The organism is Salinimicrobium catena, assembly GCF_900102915.1.
GTDB lineage: Bacteria > Bacteroidota > Bacteroidia > Flavobacteriales > Flavobacteriaceae > Salinimicrobium > Salinimicrobium catena.
In genome coordinates, this window is the sequence record NZ_FNGG01000004.1 from 21,156 (window position 1) to 37,025 (window position 15,870).

General features: G+C 37.2%; 16 protein-coding genes. 1 reads left to right on the forward strand and 15 read right to left on the reverse strand.

The window, feature by feature from the left end:
- Positions 1–22 precede the first annotated feature (22 nt).
- From BLS64_RS09520 to BLS64_RS09580, 13 genes are read right to left on the reverse strand one after another with little or no spacing between them, the layout of a single operon-like run.
- Entirely contained in the window at positions 23–862 is an 840-nt protein-coding gene (locus BLS64_RS09520) for an FkbM family methyltransferase (RefSeq protein ID WP_093113313.1), read from the reverse strand.
- Between the two features lie 4 nt (positions 863–866).
- Positions 867–1,790, reverse strand: coding sequence for a glycosyltransferase family 2 protein (locus BLS64_RS09525; RefSeq protein WP_176763468.1), 924 nt, complete (start codon positions 1,788–1,790; stop codon positions 867–869).
- Positions 1,787–2,629: a glycosyltransferase gene (locus BLS64_RS09530; RefSeq protein ID WP_093113315.1), complete on the reverse strand. Its 843-nt coding sequence runs from the start codon at positions 2,627–2,629 to the stop codon at positions 1,787–1,789. The genes BLS64_RS09525 and BLS64_RS09530 overlap by 4 nt, the downstream gene beginning before the upstream one ends.
- On the reverse strand, positions 2,617–3,753 hold the full coding sequence (locus tag BLS64_RS09535) for a glycosyltransferase family 4 protein (RefSeq protein WP_093113316.1): 1,137 nt from the start codon (positions 3,751–3,753) through the stop codon (positions 2,617–2,619). Before BLS64_RS09535 ends, BLS64_RS09530 begins: the two co-directional genes overlap by 13 nt.
- Positions 3,754–3,801: 48 nt before the next feature.
- Entirely contained in the window at positions 3,802–4,692 is an 891-nt protein-coding gene (locus tag BLS64_RS09540; protein WP_093113317.1) for a glycosyltransferase family 2 protein, read from the reverse strand.
- Positions 4,689–5,645 carry a glycosyltransferase family 2 protein gene (locus BLS64_RS09545; protein ID WP_093113318.1) on the reverse strand — a complete coding sequence of 319 codons (957 nt, stop codon included), beginning with the start codon at positions 5,643–5,645 and terminating at the stop codon, positions 4,689–4,691. Before BLS64_RS09545 ends, BLS64_RS09540 begins: the two co-directional genes overlap by 4 nt.
- A gap of 10 nt (positions 5,646–5,655) precedes the next feature.
- Entirely contained in the window at positions 5,656–6,876 is a 1,221-nt protein-coding gene (locus tag BLS64_RS09550) for a glycosyltransferase (protein WP_093113319.1), read from the reverse strand.
- Between the two features lie 25 nt (positions 6,877–6,901).
- Positions 6,902–7,831, reverse strand: a complete 930-nt coding sequence (locus BLS64_RS09555) for an FkbM family methyltransferase (protein WP_093113320.1) — start codon at positions 7,829–7,831, stop codon at positions 6,902–6,904.
- A gap of 36 nt (positions 7,832–7,867) precedes the next feature.
- A complete protein-coding gene (locus BLS64_RS09560; protein ID WP_093113321.1) occupies positions 7,868–9,094 on the reverse strand; it encodes an ABC transporter ATP-binding protein in 1,227 nt (408 codons plus the stop codon).
- 2 nt (positions 9,095–9,096) lie between these two features.
- On the reverse strand, positions 9,097–9,939 hold the full coding sequence (locus BLS64_RS09565; protein WP_093113322.1) for an ABC transporter permease: 843 nt from the start codon (positions 9,937–9,939) through the stop codon (positions 9,097–9,099).
- A gap of 17 nt (positions 9,940–9,956) precedes the next feature.
- Positions 9,957–11,096 carry a glycosyltransferase family 4 protein gene (locus tag BLS64_RS09570; RefSeq protein ID WP_093113323.1) on the reverse strand — a complete coding sequence of 380 codons (1,140 nt, stop codon included), beginning with the start codon at positions 11,094–11,096 and terminating at the stop codon, positions 9,957–9,959.
- Complete coding sequence (locus BLS64_RS09575) at positions 11,096–11,932, reverse strand: polysaccharide pyruvyl transferase family protein (RefSeq protein ID WP_093113324.1); 837 nt, start codon at positions 11,930–11,932, stop codon at positions 11,096–11,098. The genes BLS64_RS09570 and BLS64_RS09575 overlap by 1 nt, the downstream gene beginning before the upstream one ends.
- A gap of 10 nt (positions 11,933–11,942) precedes the next feature.
- Positions 11,943–12,878 carry a glycosyltransferase family 2 protein gene (locus BLS64_RS09580; RefSeq protein ID WP_093113325.1) on the reverse strand — a complete coding sequence of 312 codons (936 nt, stop codon included), beginning with the start codon at positions 12,876–12,878 and terminating at the stop codon, positions 11,943–11,945.
- A gap of 93 nt (positions 12,879–12,971) precedes the next feature.
- Between BLS64_RS09580 and BLS64_RS09585 the strand changes: the two genes are divergently transcribed.
- Positions 12,972–13,763 carry a sulfotransferase family protein gene (locus BLS64_RS09585; RefSeq protein ID WP_093113326.1) on the forward strand — a complete coding sequence of 264 codons (792 nt, stop codon included), beginning with the start codon at positions 12,972–12,974 and terminating at the stop codon, positions 13,761–13,763.
- On the opposite strand, the gene BLS64_RS09590 is transcribed toward BLS64_RS09585, so the two are convergent.
- Both BLS64_RS09590 and BLS64_RS09595 read right to left on the reverse strand, forming a co-directional pair.
- The gene (locus BLS64_RS09590) at positions 13,752–14,603 is read right to left on the reverse strand and encodes a class I SAM-dependent methyltransferase (protein ID WP_093113327.1); all 852 of its coding nucleotides are present in this window, start codon (positions 14,601–14,603) and stop codon (positions 13,752–13,754) included. The genes BLS64_RS09585 and BLS64_RS09590 overlap by 12 nt on opposite strands.
- Before the next feature lie 236 nt (positions 14,604–14,839).
- Complete coding sequence (locus tag BLS64_RS09595; RefSeq protein WP_093113521.1) at positions 14,840–15,733, reverse strand: polysaccharide pyruvyl transferase family protein; 894 nt, start codon at positions 15,731–15,733, stop codon at positions 14,840–14,842.
- Positions 15,734–15,870: the final 137 nt, after the last annotated feature.

Sequence of the window (15,870 nt, forward strand, 5' to 3'; positions counted from 1 at the left end):
TTACAGAGTGGGAAAAGGCTCGCTACTGAACAATATCTTTTTTAAGCAACTTACCTGTGGGTGGAAATAAAAGAAAATCAGTTTCTGTAAATTGATCACCAGAATGAAACTTTTTTACCTGCACCAAATTTCGAACACTTTCGTTCGTTTTATTTATTAGGTATATGTCGTAATTCAATTTAATGATCATCTGTTCGAGCTCCCGTTGTCGATTTTTTTTCTTCAAGTTATTCCCTGGAGCAAGGACCTCCAACAGGATGAAGGGATGTTCTCTCAGTATAATATTTTTAAAAGACTTCATCACTTCTAATTCCGAGCCCTCCACATCTATTTTAATAATTGAGACAAAACTTAAATCATATTGCTTTGCAATTGTTTCCAGATTTAAAACAGGTACCAGCATCTTTTCTTTAACCGGCCTATGACTGAATCCGTCGATCATACTTGCGCTACTATCCAGTGGGCCACTGTACATGTTAAGTTCTACCAAGGCATTTGAATTGGAAATTCCTACCGGTATAATAGAAGCTTCCCGAAATTCATTAATCTTGATTAGCTGATGCAGGTAAGACACACAATCTGGATTGGGTTCGAAACCCAAATACTCCATGGAAGTCACAGCTCTTACTTTAAGTAATGTCTGGCCCACATTAGCCCCAACGTCTATAAAAACCCCAGAATCAAGGAAAAGATAATTTTTTAATAAATCGATCATCCATAATTCGCTCATCTTTTGATTAAAAAATTCTCCAGTACTAAACCGGGGTAAATAAAAATGCCTATTGTTTAGCACAAGAGATTGCGGTTGCAAATATTTTCTTTTAAAAATACCCTTTAAAAAGGAAATGAATTTTTTGTTCATTTGATTAGGCTCTTCTCCTTCTTTCTAAAAAATTAAGTATAACCCTTCTGTTGAATTTAATAACCTGAACAAAGGCTTTCTCTTTCAGATATATCCATACCATCTTTGTAAAGAATTTAAAATCGATTCGGCCTTCATCATAGATAAACCTCTCGAAGTAATGTAGTAAATCCAATCGTTGTGATTGATCAAAACTCTTCAGGTATTTAAAAATGATCAATTCGAGATAGGCTACCTTAGCTTCAAGTTTGAAACTTTGACCAAATGATTGTCTTGAAATATTCTCATTTGACATAGTAACGTAGGCTATGGCATCATTAATACAATAAATATTTCCAAAGTTTGAGAAATCAAGCCAGGCAAAATTATCAGCTCCCCATCCCAGAGGGAAATTCCTGAAACCTTTCTTTTGGTAAGCTGACCTTTTAAAGATATGTTCTGAAAGGGAAGCTCTTGTAGCTTTTTGAATGAATTTCCTGTGGAAAAAATCTGTTGACTTTTCAATCTCTGGGTGTGTAAAGATCTGAGAAAGCTTGCCGGTTTCTGAGAAAAAAATTTGACTCGCAAACCGCACTACTTTTATTTGTCGTTTTTCTACTTCCAATAAGTGATCATAAAAACTTTGGACATAATTTTCACTTAAAAAATCATCATCTCCAAGGACCATTAACCAATCTTCTTCTCCTGTAAGAGCTATACATCGATCCCATTGAGCTGTAAGAGAACTCTTCCCGACATTTTTTTCAAATCTGGTATATTCAATATTTATTTGGTCTTTAAATTTCCGGATGAGACAAGAAGGATCTTCCGGAGACGCATCATTTCCGATATATACCTTGAATTTTTTATTAGTTTGCCGGGCAAGGGAAACTAATGTTTTTTCAAAATGACCTATTTTAAAATAGGGAATTACAATGGCTAATCTCACCTGGCAACAAACATCTTTAAAATTCTCCAATGAGTTTTGGTAGAAGGTCTTAATTTCAAAATTTGACCCCACCAATAAAAAGCTTTTCTTCTCAGACCAAATCTAAGCAGGTGATGAATGCATTTTACTCCATTGTCAATTTCAAGTTTTTTGAATAAAGAAGAGTTTACCTCCCCAACTAGATGTGGTCCACAGTTATACAATTCATGTAATTTTATAGAAGACCTTATCCAGGATTCATCCAATTTTCCTGGAGACAAATGTTCCAGTAAAATCTGCTTTGTTACTACTATTCTTTTTTCTTTTTGGAAATGCTCAAAAGATATATTCAGATCATAATTATGGTATCCCTTTATTTTTGTGTTAAACCGAATAAAATCATTTTTCTTCATCGCCATAAAAACACCATCAATGGCCACCACATCAGTTTCCTTCTCTTCATTAAAACCTGTAAATCTTCTTTTCTTCGCTTGATCTTTGTGTTGAATGATATTGATAGCCTTAAAAGCTTCTGGACAATCCCACCAGGCTGAAGGCATTTTGGTTTTGATCTTAGTACCTGCAATCCCCATCAATCCAATATTTTCATCAGCAAAAATCTTCAAAAGAATTTCTCCCCATCTGGCAGTATGAAATATCACATCCTCATGAACAAAAAGAAGGTTAGAAAAAGTGGCCCTGTCAATGCCCATATTATATGCCGTGGTAATATTGTAGTTGTTCGTTTCATTATTAATCCTGATCATTTCATATTGAATGTCTCCTATGGTAAGAGCGATATTTTCACTCAAAGCAGAATAAGCTTCCTTATCAACAGAACAGACAATTACTGACAGCATTCTACAGAATTTGAGTGCTCTCCTTCACAAAGAAACTTATAAATTTCAGGAGCGAGATTTTCAACAGTAAAAGAGGAAAAAAGTTGTTTTGCCCGTTCACCGTCTGCATTTAATTTCTGCCTGTCATTATAGTAGTCCACGACCTTCTCAGCCATTTTCTCTATGTTCAGGTATGGCACCACTGCCCCTCCTCCCTTAGTTAATATTTCAGCTGTACCCGTAGCTTTTTCAAAACATATTATTGGTTTCCCCATCATACCTAACTCAATGCAGACCAAGGGAAAAGGATCTTCCCTTGAGGTCAATAGAAAAATATCAAAATGAGAAAATTCTTCTTGGGGATCTGCCTTTTCTCCTGAAAAATTGAATATTCCTTTAAGCCCCGCCTTCTCTATTTCGGCTTCATACATCAATCTTTGCGCAGGTTTTATTTTTCCAACCCATATGAACTTGATCTGAAGTCCCGGGTATTTTCTTTTAACGTATGCGGCCACCTGAATGAAAAGGTCAGTACCTTTCCTCCATTCTCCCGTGCCACTCCCCCCCACTACAAAGGAGGAAGATTTTTTCATGTTGGCAGGAGACATCTTTTTCGAAAATTCATAGATTATGCGAACCTTCTCACTCGGAATATTGTAATTACTAATTAAATTGTCTCTCACAAGTTCTGAAACGGCAATAAAACCGTCTACCCCAGAAACATATACCTTAAAATCAGGAAGATTCGTCTTAATGACTGTTTTTAGTTCATGTACGTGGACCACTAAGCGAGAATTGCGGTTTAACGACTTCAATTTAAAAGCTACAGGTAAAGAAACAATCGTATTTGCATAAATAAGATCAAAAGATTTGGCTGACAACAATTTGATGGTATCTCTTCCTGCTTTTTTCCCTTTCTTTTGAAATATACGATCCATAAGAGTGGGAGCAGCTTCAGGGCCGGACAACTGATAATAGCTGTCAGCAACAGCCTCGAAGTCTGTCCTTAGAGGACCCTCCCTGAGTGACAGAACCGATATTATACACTCCGAATTCCGTTGTTTTAACCATTGCAAAAACTGTAAGAGAACAAAAGGGGCTCCAGTTCTGCTTTCCTCATGATTTATAAAAAGTAGATTCTTCAATTCTTAATATTTATTGGCTCTTTTGACCGGGGATTGTTTTATCGCCAATTAAATTTTTTTAAGGATCCGAAAGGAAAGTTTGCCCAACCAATTCTTCTTGATGTTTTGAAGAAATCGAAAGGTTCGGGAATTTTCATAATCATTTATCTTCCGTTGCAGCCTTTTTAGTTCAATGTTTCTCTCCTGCATTTCTTTGAAGCTATAGTAAATATATTCTTTTTCAGATGCTATCTTTTTTATATGGGGAATTGCTTTACGCAGGTTCTCATCCATGAAAGAAAAATTTCCTGTCATACTATCGCCATGCCTTCTGTAGAGTGCTAATGGCAGATCAATAAATGAAACAGATGGATTGGACTTTAATAAATGTAGCCACATAATCCAGTCTTCAAAAGCTTTTAGATCTTCGGGAAACCGAAATTGGTCAAAAAGCCGAATGTCGAAAAGTCCGCAGTGGATGGGTATGCTCAAAACAGGCCATTTTACCAAAAGATCCTGGTAATTAAAATACTCTTGGGCTAATGTGCAATAGGGATCTGAAGTCTCTTCTTTGGTTTTGGAAAATATGCGGAAATTGGATATCGCTATAGAACTACCTTCTTTACCTGGCCCAGAAACAAGTGCAATAGCTGTTTCCAATTTCTTCGGGAAAATAATATCATCCGAATCCAAAAATTGGATAAAACTACCTTTAGCCCTATCCAACCCGTAATTCCTCGCACTGGAAAGCCCACCATTCCTTTTAAAAAAATATTTAAAGCGTTGGTCTCTTTCGCTCCACCTTTTTCCAACCTGTTTTGTTTCATCTGTGCTGCCGTCATCGACTATTATACATTCCCAATTCTTGTAAGTTTGCTGAATGACTGATTTCAGTGCATCATCTAAAAACGACGCCTGGTTGAAACAGGGCACTATGACAGACACTTTTTCAGCTTTCATTCTACTAAGCTTTTTTCTATACTTTTTTTTGCCTTGTTAGAAAAAGGTCCAAACTTGGAGAAAAACAAATAGGTCATCACCATTTTCATAAATTCGGATGGAAATAACACTCTATTACTAGAAGAAATTAAGAGTAATTTCAAATTCACTCCTCTCCTGTTAAAGAACGAATGGTTAATAAAATAATCCTTAAGATATCCTCTAAGCAGACGCTTATATCCAAACTTGTTACTTTCCGTTAACATCTGAGCCACACTGGGAATGAAAAGGATTAAGGAACTCAAATAGGCTTGCGCAAATTCTTTTTTATCTTTTTTTTCAAGAGCATATCGAAAAACACTATCTGGGAGCATACGGTTCATTACTAAATACTTTACTTTTGGCCTTAACATTGCCCTTATATGGATTTCCGGATCATTAAGTCTGGGTAACAGGGGGTCAAAGCCGCTTAATGATTTAACAAATTCTGTTTTCCAGAAAGTGCACATGGTTTGCCAGTGAATTTGGTAGGAAAGAAAATCACTGAGATACGATTTTCTTTTCGGAATTTCGAGGGGTTCCCTCTGACCATTTTTGTGCTCCAAAAGCATGGGGAAAATCCAGAAATCATGATCAGGATGAGAATTAGCGATCCTCATCCTCGAGGCTAGACAGAAATCGAGTAACAGATCATCTGAATCTAAAAATATGCAGAAATCACCTTTGGCTTGGTTTAATCCAATGTTCCGGCAGTGAGAAGCCCCTTTTGGCAGAGTTGTTCTTTTCAGGTATTTATACCGATTGTCTTTTTTAATATAATCTTGAATTACCTTTTCACTCTGGTCTGTACTACCGTCATCTACGATAATACATTCCCAATTGACAAAATGTTGGCTTTTCACCGAATCAAGAACGTCATTTAACAAATGAGCACGATTGAAGTTAGGGATTATTATTGAAATTAGAGCTGCCAATTATATCATGTTATAACAAATCACAGTAAATACTTTCCAATCTTTCTCCCAGTAAGGATGAATTATAATTATCAACCACAAAGTTTCTACCGTTTGCACCTATCTGCCTTTTTATAGAAGGATTCTTCACCAGAAACTCGATTTTATCTGCAAAACCCTTTAAATCGTTTTCCTTAATCACGAAACCTGTTTCTCCATCCATTATACCATATTTCATCCCTCCAACGTCTGAGATCAAGACCGGAAGCTCCATGGCCTGAGCTTCCTGAATGACCAACCCTTGCGTCTCTGCACGTCTATCTTTATCATATATTCCAGGTAAAAGAAATATATCTGATTCGTTCATTATCTGAACAATGCGTTCCTGAGGCAATGCTCCCAATAGGTTCACCTGACCTCCAAGGTCGTGTTTATCAATAAGAACTAAAAGACTTTCCTTCATTTCACCGTCTCCTGCAATCTTTAATTGGACATTCTTATATCCTCTACCGCACAAAATATTCAAAATTTCTACCGCCAAATGAGGACCTTTTAATTCTATAAGTCGACCAACAAAGAGAATATTAAAATGACCATCTCCAGATGTGCTTTCTTTTCTTCTAAAAAGGTCTGTATCCAATCCCATAGGGAGTACTTCGATTTCTTTTCTCCTGGTCATCCTTTTCAACAAATCCCGGGCGTAAGGAGTGTTCACTGTCATTAAATCCACCTCCTGAAAAAGTTTGAGATATTTTCTTTCCAATTGTGGAAGAAGAGCAGGATTAAGGTCATAACCATGAAAAGTTGTAACAAATCTTGAACGGGAAAAGAACCCCAAGGATAACAAATCTGCCATATAAACTCCAGTAAAACCAAAATGAGCATGGATTATATCGAAACTCTGATCTTCCAAAATCCAACTGTGCTTACGGAAAAAGTTAAAATCAAAGGATTTTGACTGATAAGAAAACAATTTAATTTTTTTAAAAAATCGTTTGAAATTGATGCATTCATGATTTCTAATTAAACAGCCCAAAAGCTCTAAATGTTTATTGCTCTTAGAAATAGTTTTAAAAGAAGTTATTTTCAACAAATTGTAACAAATAACCTTACTGTGGAGCAGAGGAGCATCAATTTCTTCTAAAGCGAACACCTTTACTTCGTGTCCTTTGTCTATCAGATCTGCAATTTGGTTTATAATAAAGGTCTGGCTAATTACCGGAAATTCACCTACTACAAAAGCAATTTTCATACTTCTTTTTCGCAAAATGTTGGAATCAGGCTCTTAATTCTTTTTTATAAAAAAGCTTCTTAGAAACCTTTTTGTAATGATATTCTTGAAAACAATACAAATTATCGTGATTTGGTAAATCTTCTAATCCTTTTACTTTAATTAACGGCGTTAAACTATCCTTTCCGTTTTTTTGCTTATAGATATCATATCGAAACTTCTCTTTGAGAATGTAATAGAGCATATCTGCATTATAATCGCTTTTAACTTCTCTGCTAAACTCTATGCAGATTATCGGTTTCTTAGGAGTCGTAAAATATTGCATCGATCCTTTCAACATAGGAATTTCAGATCCTTCTATATCAACTTTAAGAAAATCAATATTTTCAATATCGAAATTCTTAATAAAATTGTCAAGTTTTTCCTTTTTCACTTCTTTCCCAGCAGTTTTGGAATTTTTTATGAGAGATGCCGCTCCACGGTTTATGTGTAAATTTTCAAATATAAATCCTACACCATCATCATCACTTAAGGCAGAGTTGATGGGTATAACATTTTTTACATTGTTATGCTTAAGATTTTCCAATAAGAGATCATACGTTGATACCAGTGGCTCAAATGCAAAAACTTTTCCGTTCCTACCAGTTAATCTACTGGCATGAATAGCTGTTAGCCCTATATTTGCTCCTACATCAAATACGACATCGTTTCGATTGATTATATGATTAAAGCACCATAAGGTACCTTCTTCGTAAACACCGAATTCATAAATTTTTCTTTCAATTCCTTTGTCAGTCAAAGGATTTATTTTAAAAATATATCCATGTTTAGTCTTAACTGTCAAGTCATCGGCGAAATCTGGGATTAATTTTTTCAAAATTTTTTTAACCACTCTTTTGCCTCTGAACTGTTTCTTTTTAAGGAGTGCTTCAAATTTTCTTATTGAATATAAATTCCACAAAATTTTATTCCTCATTCTCTATAATCTCTGACAACCAGTTAAATATTATGTTCATTTGTTAATCTCTCCATTGATGCTTTCATATTCGGAATTCAAAAGAAAAGATGGCCATAGGTCTGTCTCGTGTAAAATTTGAAATACAAGAACATTGTTTATCCTTAAAAGGGGAGCCTCTATTCTTCCTTGAGATACATATAAGTTTAAGTAATAAAAACCTTTCGATAATTGTATTTCTTTATGTTTTAAGATAAATTCAATTCTATTATTTCTTATTTCAATTTGAGTGTTTTCTTGGTTTTCTTCTAAAAGTGCAACGGGGCGCTGTTCCTTATCAAAAATAAATATGCTGAATTTTGGAATTTCATTAAGGTTGATATTTTTAAATATGAAATGAATTTTAAATTCATCCCTCCATTTCAGCTGAGGTATATTTCGTTCGTAGCCCTCCACGTTGAGTAATTCCACTTTTTCAAGTTGTATGCTCTCATCATCAAATAAAACATTAGAATTATCACTACTAAAACTGGAATAATATAAATCTATAGCCTTTGAAACATTAGTTCCCTGAAAAATGGCTTCCCCTTGGTTGAGAAGTAAAATTTGATTACATATTCTGGAAACCATTGGCATACTATGGGAGACAAAAAGGATCGCTGTATTAGGTAAAATTCTATCTATGGTTTTAATACATTTTAAAGCAAAACCTAAATCACCCACTGCCAACACTTCATCAATAATTAGCACGTCCGGTTCCATCTGAGCGGCTACAGCAAAACCCAGCCGCACCTTCATCCCGCTGCTATAGTTCTGCACAGGCATATCTATAAATTCCCGTATCTCGGCAAAATCAATGATCTCCTCCAGTTTCTTATTGATCTCTTGCCTGCTAAAGCCCAAAACCGCCCCATTGTTATAGATATTTTCCCTGCCGGTTAGGATAGGATTAAAGCCGGCCCCCAATTCAATGAGTGCTCCAACCTTGCCCTTAATAGTAACCTTCCCCGCGTCAGGTTTGATAAGCCCGTTTAGGATCTTCAGTAAAGTGGATTTTCCGGCTCCGTTGTGACCGATCAACCCCAGGCACTCTCCCCGGCGAAGTTCAAAAGATACATCCTTTACCGCCCAGAACTCCTTTTCCCGTAACAAACGTTCTGATGTGTTACCTCGAAAATTTGAAAAAAGATCCTTCAATCCATACCATAAACTTAATTTCAAATCCTTACAGAACTTTTTGGAAAGCCCTTCAACCTTTACCAAGACTTCCTTTTCTTCCTTCATAATCAAGCGCTTCGTTCTACTATTATGGGAATTGAGATCCTGTAAGATAACAGGGCTACTACAAAAAGTGGCACAGTCAGAGCCAGGATAATCAAATAATACGTTAAATACTCAGGACTGGCACCGGTGATCAGGTCCCTACTGGTTAATATAATGGGTGTAAATGGGTTGATCTCCATGATCGTTCGCATGATTCCCTGTTCCGGCACCGAATAGACCACAGGAGTGATATACATTAAAAAACTGAAACCCATACCAATTATTTTTGAGACATCATTGTATAGCATCCCAATTGGCGTAAGGAATAATCCTATAGTCACCCCAAATAAAACCGCTCCTAAAATTACAATAGGAAGTAAAAGTAGACTCCAGTGGAAACCTATACCAAAGAGGAAAACAAAAGCCACCAACAAAAGGATCTTGATGGATGAATTGAAGAGGAGTTTATATATCCCTGAGACGATCAGCGCCTCCTTAGGAAAGTTGATCTTGCTAAGAAGCCCCCGTGCTGATTTCGTACTTCCCGATGGGGAATTAATTGCTTCTGTAATTATAGACCATAAGAGAGTCCCTGTAAAGGCATATACAGGATAGGGTATCCCTGTCTCAGTGATTTTAATTGTTCCTGATAGATTTAAAAATACCCACACCGCTGCAGTGGCAAGAGGGGTAAGGAAAGCCCATATGATCCCAAGATAGGACTGCCGGTACTGAGCTTTGATATCCCGCTCCGCAAGTTGTCGAGCGAGAAAACGGGAATTATAGATGTCTCTGAAACTTTCTTTAAAAAGTTTTCCCGGCCTAACATTGCTTTCTTTCTGATATATGCGCGTCTCTAAAGCCAATTTCTTTTAGGTTTTTGCTAAACAATAATTTCGCGACAGTCAGCAACTTTAAATTCTTCACGAAGAACTTTCCTGAATTCATTTGCAGCATTTTTTTTATCCATCCTTAAAAACTGCTCTGTCTCTTTCAGAGTTATAGAACTAATACCATTTTCCATTATACTCTCCATCTTTTCTACTAGCTCCCTGGTTGAAAACTCAGAGGTAACCTGTCGTAATTTATCGGGAACAGCTTCGAGGACCCCACCACAGGGAAAGCTTATTACCGGGATATTAAAAGAGGCTGCTTCCATTGCCGAAAGAGAAAAAGACTCGCTAAAAGACGTAAGGAGGTAACCATTTAATATATTCAAATATTCAAAATAATCGTCCTCACGTTTTTCAATAAACTGAACTTTTTCCTGAAGTCCTTTTTTCTTTACACTTTTTATTAAGTACTCTTCATAAATATCATTCCCTCTTGTTCCAATCCACAAAAATTTCACATTTTCAAACCTTTGGAGTAAAATTTCTGCAGCTGCTATGAACATCGCCGGATTTTTATTTAAGGTTAAGGCTCCGGACATTCCCCAAACAAAGTCTTTTTCTCCGAAACCTAATTCCTTTCTAATTGACCTCTGGGCTAGAGGTAAAGAAAACTTCTCAAAGTTTACAGCCGGATACAAAACTTTGATCTTTTCTTGCCTTCCCAGTAAATTCAAATATTGCTTTACATGATTAGAAGAACAGAAAACAAGATCTGCTTCTGCTAGTATCTTATTGAATTTCTGAGAATCTATTCCGGACAACATCTGCTCTGTTTCATGAACGTATAAAATAACTTTCGTTCCTCCTGAGCGAAACAGATCAAAATATTTAAAAGACAAGAATGTATTTAAAATAATGTAATCAAACTTTTTATTACCAAGACGCTTCTCAAAGTCCGTCGTTGGATTTAAGGCCTTCTTCAATTTGCCGATAAAACTCTTTCTTTTTGATCTTTTTCCAGAATGATAAACTTTAATCTTATCCGATACATCCTGTTTCAGATCAGGGTCTAATTGAGGAGTATAAATACTAATGTCAAAAACTTGATTTAAACCTTCACAAAGGTTGAACAGGGCAATTTCTGAACCCGATCTTCCGAAAAATGGAGTAATTGCTAAAATGCTTTCCATTATAAGTTGAAAAAGGGGCAGGTTCTAATTAGATTCATTTGCACCTTTTGTAAGGTAGGTAAATGTGGAAGGGAACGATCATTACTAAAAGAACGACTCATCAAGTCCTCTGTAAAATCAAATGGTTTGTACAACCTAATTCCAACAGACATGAAATAGTCATTAAATTTTATATCATCCCCGTCGAGGCGCTCTGAAAACTGTACCCAAATTGCCTTTATTCCGTAAGCATGTGCAACAATAAGTCCATGAAGCGAGGAAGAAAAAACTATTTTTGAAGTAGCGATCTTATCAATAATTAATTCCACATCGGTAACTTTTAAATCCAGGATCTCGTAACCCTTTTGATCCTTAAACTTTTTCTTTACATCACCATAATCCATATAATGTGGAATTATGGTGATAATATCCCTTTGTTTTTTTTTAGGCGCAGGATAAACCATTGGACATAGTAGGGCGGGATCACCCCAAATCGGCTCCATTTTTTCCCCACTAGCCAATACTCTACTATAGGAAATTGGTCCTCTAACTGCCAAAAAGTTAGACGGCTTAATTCTACTGTGAGAATTTATCACTCCCGCCCCCCAAACGATACAGTTTTTGTGAGCTTGTTCAAGTATACTCCCAATTACGAAGAAAATCTTAGTTTTTTTTAGAGTTTTTTTTGAATTCCATTCCACTCCTTTTCCAGAAATCTTCTTCACCAGCCAGGGTACCAGTGCATCCCCAAAATTCTCCCAATCCTTCCCCGCTATGTATTTATTGGAAGACCAAAATACCTTAATTGACTTTTCCTCGTTTCTCTTTTGAAAAATATATTTATACAGTCTCTTCAAATATCTATGTTTATAATAAAAAAAGGCTTCTTTTCAATGAATAAAGGTAAGATTTGAAAGGTCCAAGAGAATTAGATTTTTTCATAGCCTTCTGAAGCAAAGTAAAGGAATCCTGAAATTTTTTTTCTTTGTTGTAACTTGCCATTAATCCAAGTGTTCTTTTCTGAATTTCTTGCTCCACTATCTCTCTTCTATTATAGAATAAAGTATCTTCCTTGATCCTTTCAAGAATAGCGATAATTACTTCACCCATTTTGCTTTTACTTTTTCGCAAAGCTGTAGAGGTTCCATAATCCTTTCTGTAAACTGCTGTGATCTCATCCATGAATTTTATTTTCCCTCCCTCTTTAAGAATCCACAAGTAGGTAGGCCAATCTCCAAAGGGAAGATCTTTCATCCAGCCTTTCATGTTTTTGGAAAGAGGAATTTTCTGGAACATTGCCGTTACAGAAGTAATATAATTCCCTTTTAGCAGATCTTCAAAAGAAGATATTTCCCGCAGTTTAGAGACATCTCTAACATCTGCCTTTCCCGAGGGATAAATATTTCGGTTATTGGTAAAAACAATTTTAAATTCTGGGTTATCCTCTAAAAACTCGACTTGCTTCTGAAGTTTAAGAGGATCTATCCAATAATCGTCACCATCACATATTGCAACATATTTTCCGGTGCATGCTTCATAAGTTTTCACATAGTTAGCCCCTATACCCAAGTTGTTTTCATTCAGGAGAAGTTTTATATTGCTCGGATATTTTCGCTCATAAAGTTTACAAATCTCACGAGTGCCATCCGTACTGAAATCATCTCCAATAACCAATTGTAAAGTGAAATCGGTCTGCTGCATCAGCACTCCCTCAATCGCTTGTGCCACGTATTGCTCTTGATTATAGGTAAGCATAAATACGCTGACCATTGGTTGCATATTTTCTTTCTGTTGAGCTTTCATAGAGGCAATTTAATAAACCAGAAACGAGGACATTCAAAGATAAAAGAGGAAAAATGTTTTTAAGTAACTATTTTTATCTCCAAACAGGCGGAAATGGAATTAAAAGATTCAATCATCATACATGGGCCGGGAAAAAGCGGCACTACACTGCTGAACGATATCCTTGCTCTTCATCCCGACCTCTATTGGATCTCAACTTATTTAAACCGTTATCCTGATCTGCCTATTCTATCTGTTTTGAACAACCTCCAGGCGACTCGAATAGTTGAAAAGTACTCCAGAGATAAAAAAAAATTTCCCCGACCGGCCGAAGCATTTAATTTCTATTCTCATTACATACCTGATTTTCGTCTAAATAAGTCTTCTTTTGATCCCAAAGAGATCAAAAGTCTCCAACAGGCTTTACACAGAATTGGAAACTTTCAAAAAGGAGGGAGACTGATCACCAAGATCACCGGTCCATCCAGAGCTGATTTCCTGGAGCAGGTTTTTGAGAATCCTTACGTCATCTGGATAGACAGAGAACCAAAGTCCATTATCACCTCTTATTTCAAGTACAAATGGCGTTACAAAGACCGGGAGGAGCAATTTGCTGCTAAACCGAAAAAAGAACTTATCAAAGAATACACTGAATACTATAACTGGATCAATAAAGAAAAGGAGAGGCTTAGACACTTCCGGTTTAAAAAAGTTTCTTACGAAGCTTTTGTTGAGGATCCTACGGGTTTTTTCGAGGATCTGTGCCTGTTTCTCGATCTTGACTATTCACCTTCCTTTCAAAAAACGGTTTTGAGCTGGAATATTCGGAAAAACACTAATGAGCAATACAAGAAATTCTTCAATGAAGAAGAACTGGAGTATTTAAATGATCTGCTAACTCTTTAGATTATCCAAAGGCCTTCGATAAGCTATCAATTGGCTTCGAGTGAAAGGCCGATTAATAAAGTCGGGGAAATCTATTTCTTTCTCTAATGCCCATTTTTTAAAACGATTCCTTTTTTCTCCCCATTTAAAAATTTTACTGAACCTTTCGAGGGTTCCCACAGGTAGTACCTTCACGTCTTGGAAAATTTCTTTTCCTACGGTCTCGAAATGTCTGGAGCTTAGGGAACGCTCTGGATGCGGATCTGCTTCCTTCCATTTCCTGAAAGCCTTTTTATCGAATTTTGAAGGCCTCTTACCAACCGGAACATGCCATCTTATTTTATCTAATAGCATCGAGTTCACCGCAGGTTCAAAAAAACGGGCTTCTCCATCCGGCTTTAGCAGCCTTGCCGTTTCTTTTAAAAATTGTCTTTCAACCGGCAAAGTAAGATGGTGTAAAAAAGCTTTTCCCACCACAAAATCAAAACTGGCCGAAGGAAGATCATTCTTCAGAAAATCTCCTTCCACGAAGACAATTGGGTATCTGAAATTAAAATTTTCATTGAGCCTTTTAACAATCTCCCTGCTGGAAAAAGCAATATCATTGGCGTAGACCTCAGCTCCCAGGGCCGCCATCACCGCTGCGTTGATGCAATTGCCGCAACCCATTTCCAGTACTTTCTTGCCTTTCAGCTTTTCACGAAAATTACCCTGATACAAAGCGAACCAGCTGGTTTCGGTAGTAGTGGCCGAATCCAGGAATTCATCCAGGTGATTGATCCAGTACAGAATGTTCTTTATGTCATAATTGGCATAAAGTTTCTCATAATGGTCTTTATTCTTTTCCTGGTTATTTTTCATTGACTGTTAGCAATTGGCCTTTAGCTGTTGGCTTCTTGTCCTAAGTAGCGCCACTTGTCTCCGTAGCTAAGGGAAGGAGGTTTGGATATTGGAATTTGGAATTTGGTCTTTGGTTTTTAATTACGGCTTCGCCGCTGCCGGTCCCATTATGGACGGCACGGCTGTTGGTCAAATATATATAGTTTCAGGGGGTTTTCTTAAAAATTTTGTGTCTTTCATCGAGAAAACACACACTTTCATCCTCTAGGAGGAAACGGACAGCTTTTTAACAAACTATGCTGCAACAGCTTAAGGTTTTCGGCCTTAGGGGAAGCCGGAAATCGTTCGGTCAATTTAATAAATTCTTCAGTAGAAAAAGCACGGTTAAGAAATTCCGGTTCATAAACCGGAAGCCCTACCGACTCCAGGTAATCTGCGAATTTGACCCCGTCCCCAAAGAGCTTGTCTGAAAATTCTACCCATACCGAAGGGATCCCATAAGCATGGGAAACGATCAGGCCATGCAGGGAGGAAGAGATCGTGTTCTCACACTCCAGGATTTGCAGGGTCACCGCCTCCACATCCAGGGTCATCATGTCGATCACCCTTATTTCCTTATTATCTTTATAGGTTTCGGAAACTTCTTTAAAATCATGATAGTGCGGAATGATCCCGACCTTATATTTCTTCTCTACCTGCGGATCGTAATAAAGCGGCAGCAACAAGGCGGGGTCGCCATAGACTTCAGGACAATCATAGCCTAATCTGAGCAGGAACTCCCGTGTTCTCGGGCCGCGGACTGCACGAAATTCGGCCGGGGCGACCTGTTGTTTCCGATCAATGATCCCGCTCCCCCACACGATACTGTCTTCGGTAGCGTGGTGAATGATGCTCCCAATCGCCAGGTAATTCCTCTTATTTAGTTTATACCAGGGCTGCTTCTTGGGATGGACCCACTTCACCAGTCTGCCAGAGACCTTTTCCACCAGGTATTTGGAAAGCAGGTCGCCGTAATTCTCTTTGTCCTTGAAAATGAATTTGCGTTCGCTCCAGTAGAACAACGGGATCGTTTTTCCGTTTTCCGTTTTCTGTTTACCGTAATTCAGTTGTGGATTGCGGGTTCCGGGGTGTCGGTTTTTAGTCTGGGCCATAATTGAAGTAATCGATTGGTCTGATCCTGTAAAATTTGAACCGGAATTTAAATCTTTGGAGCAAAGTACAACAGAAAACTGAGAACAGTAAACAGAAAACGGTTTTTCCATATATTTGATCCCACCCATCTATTTCA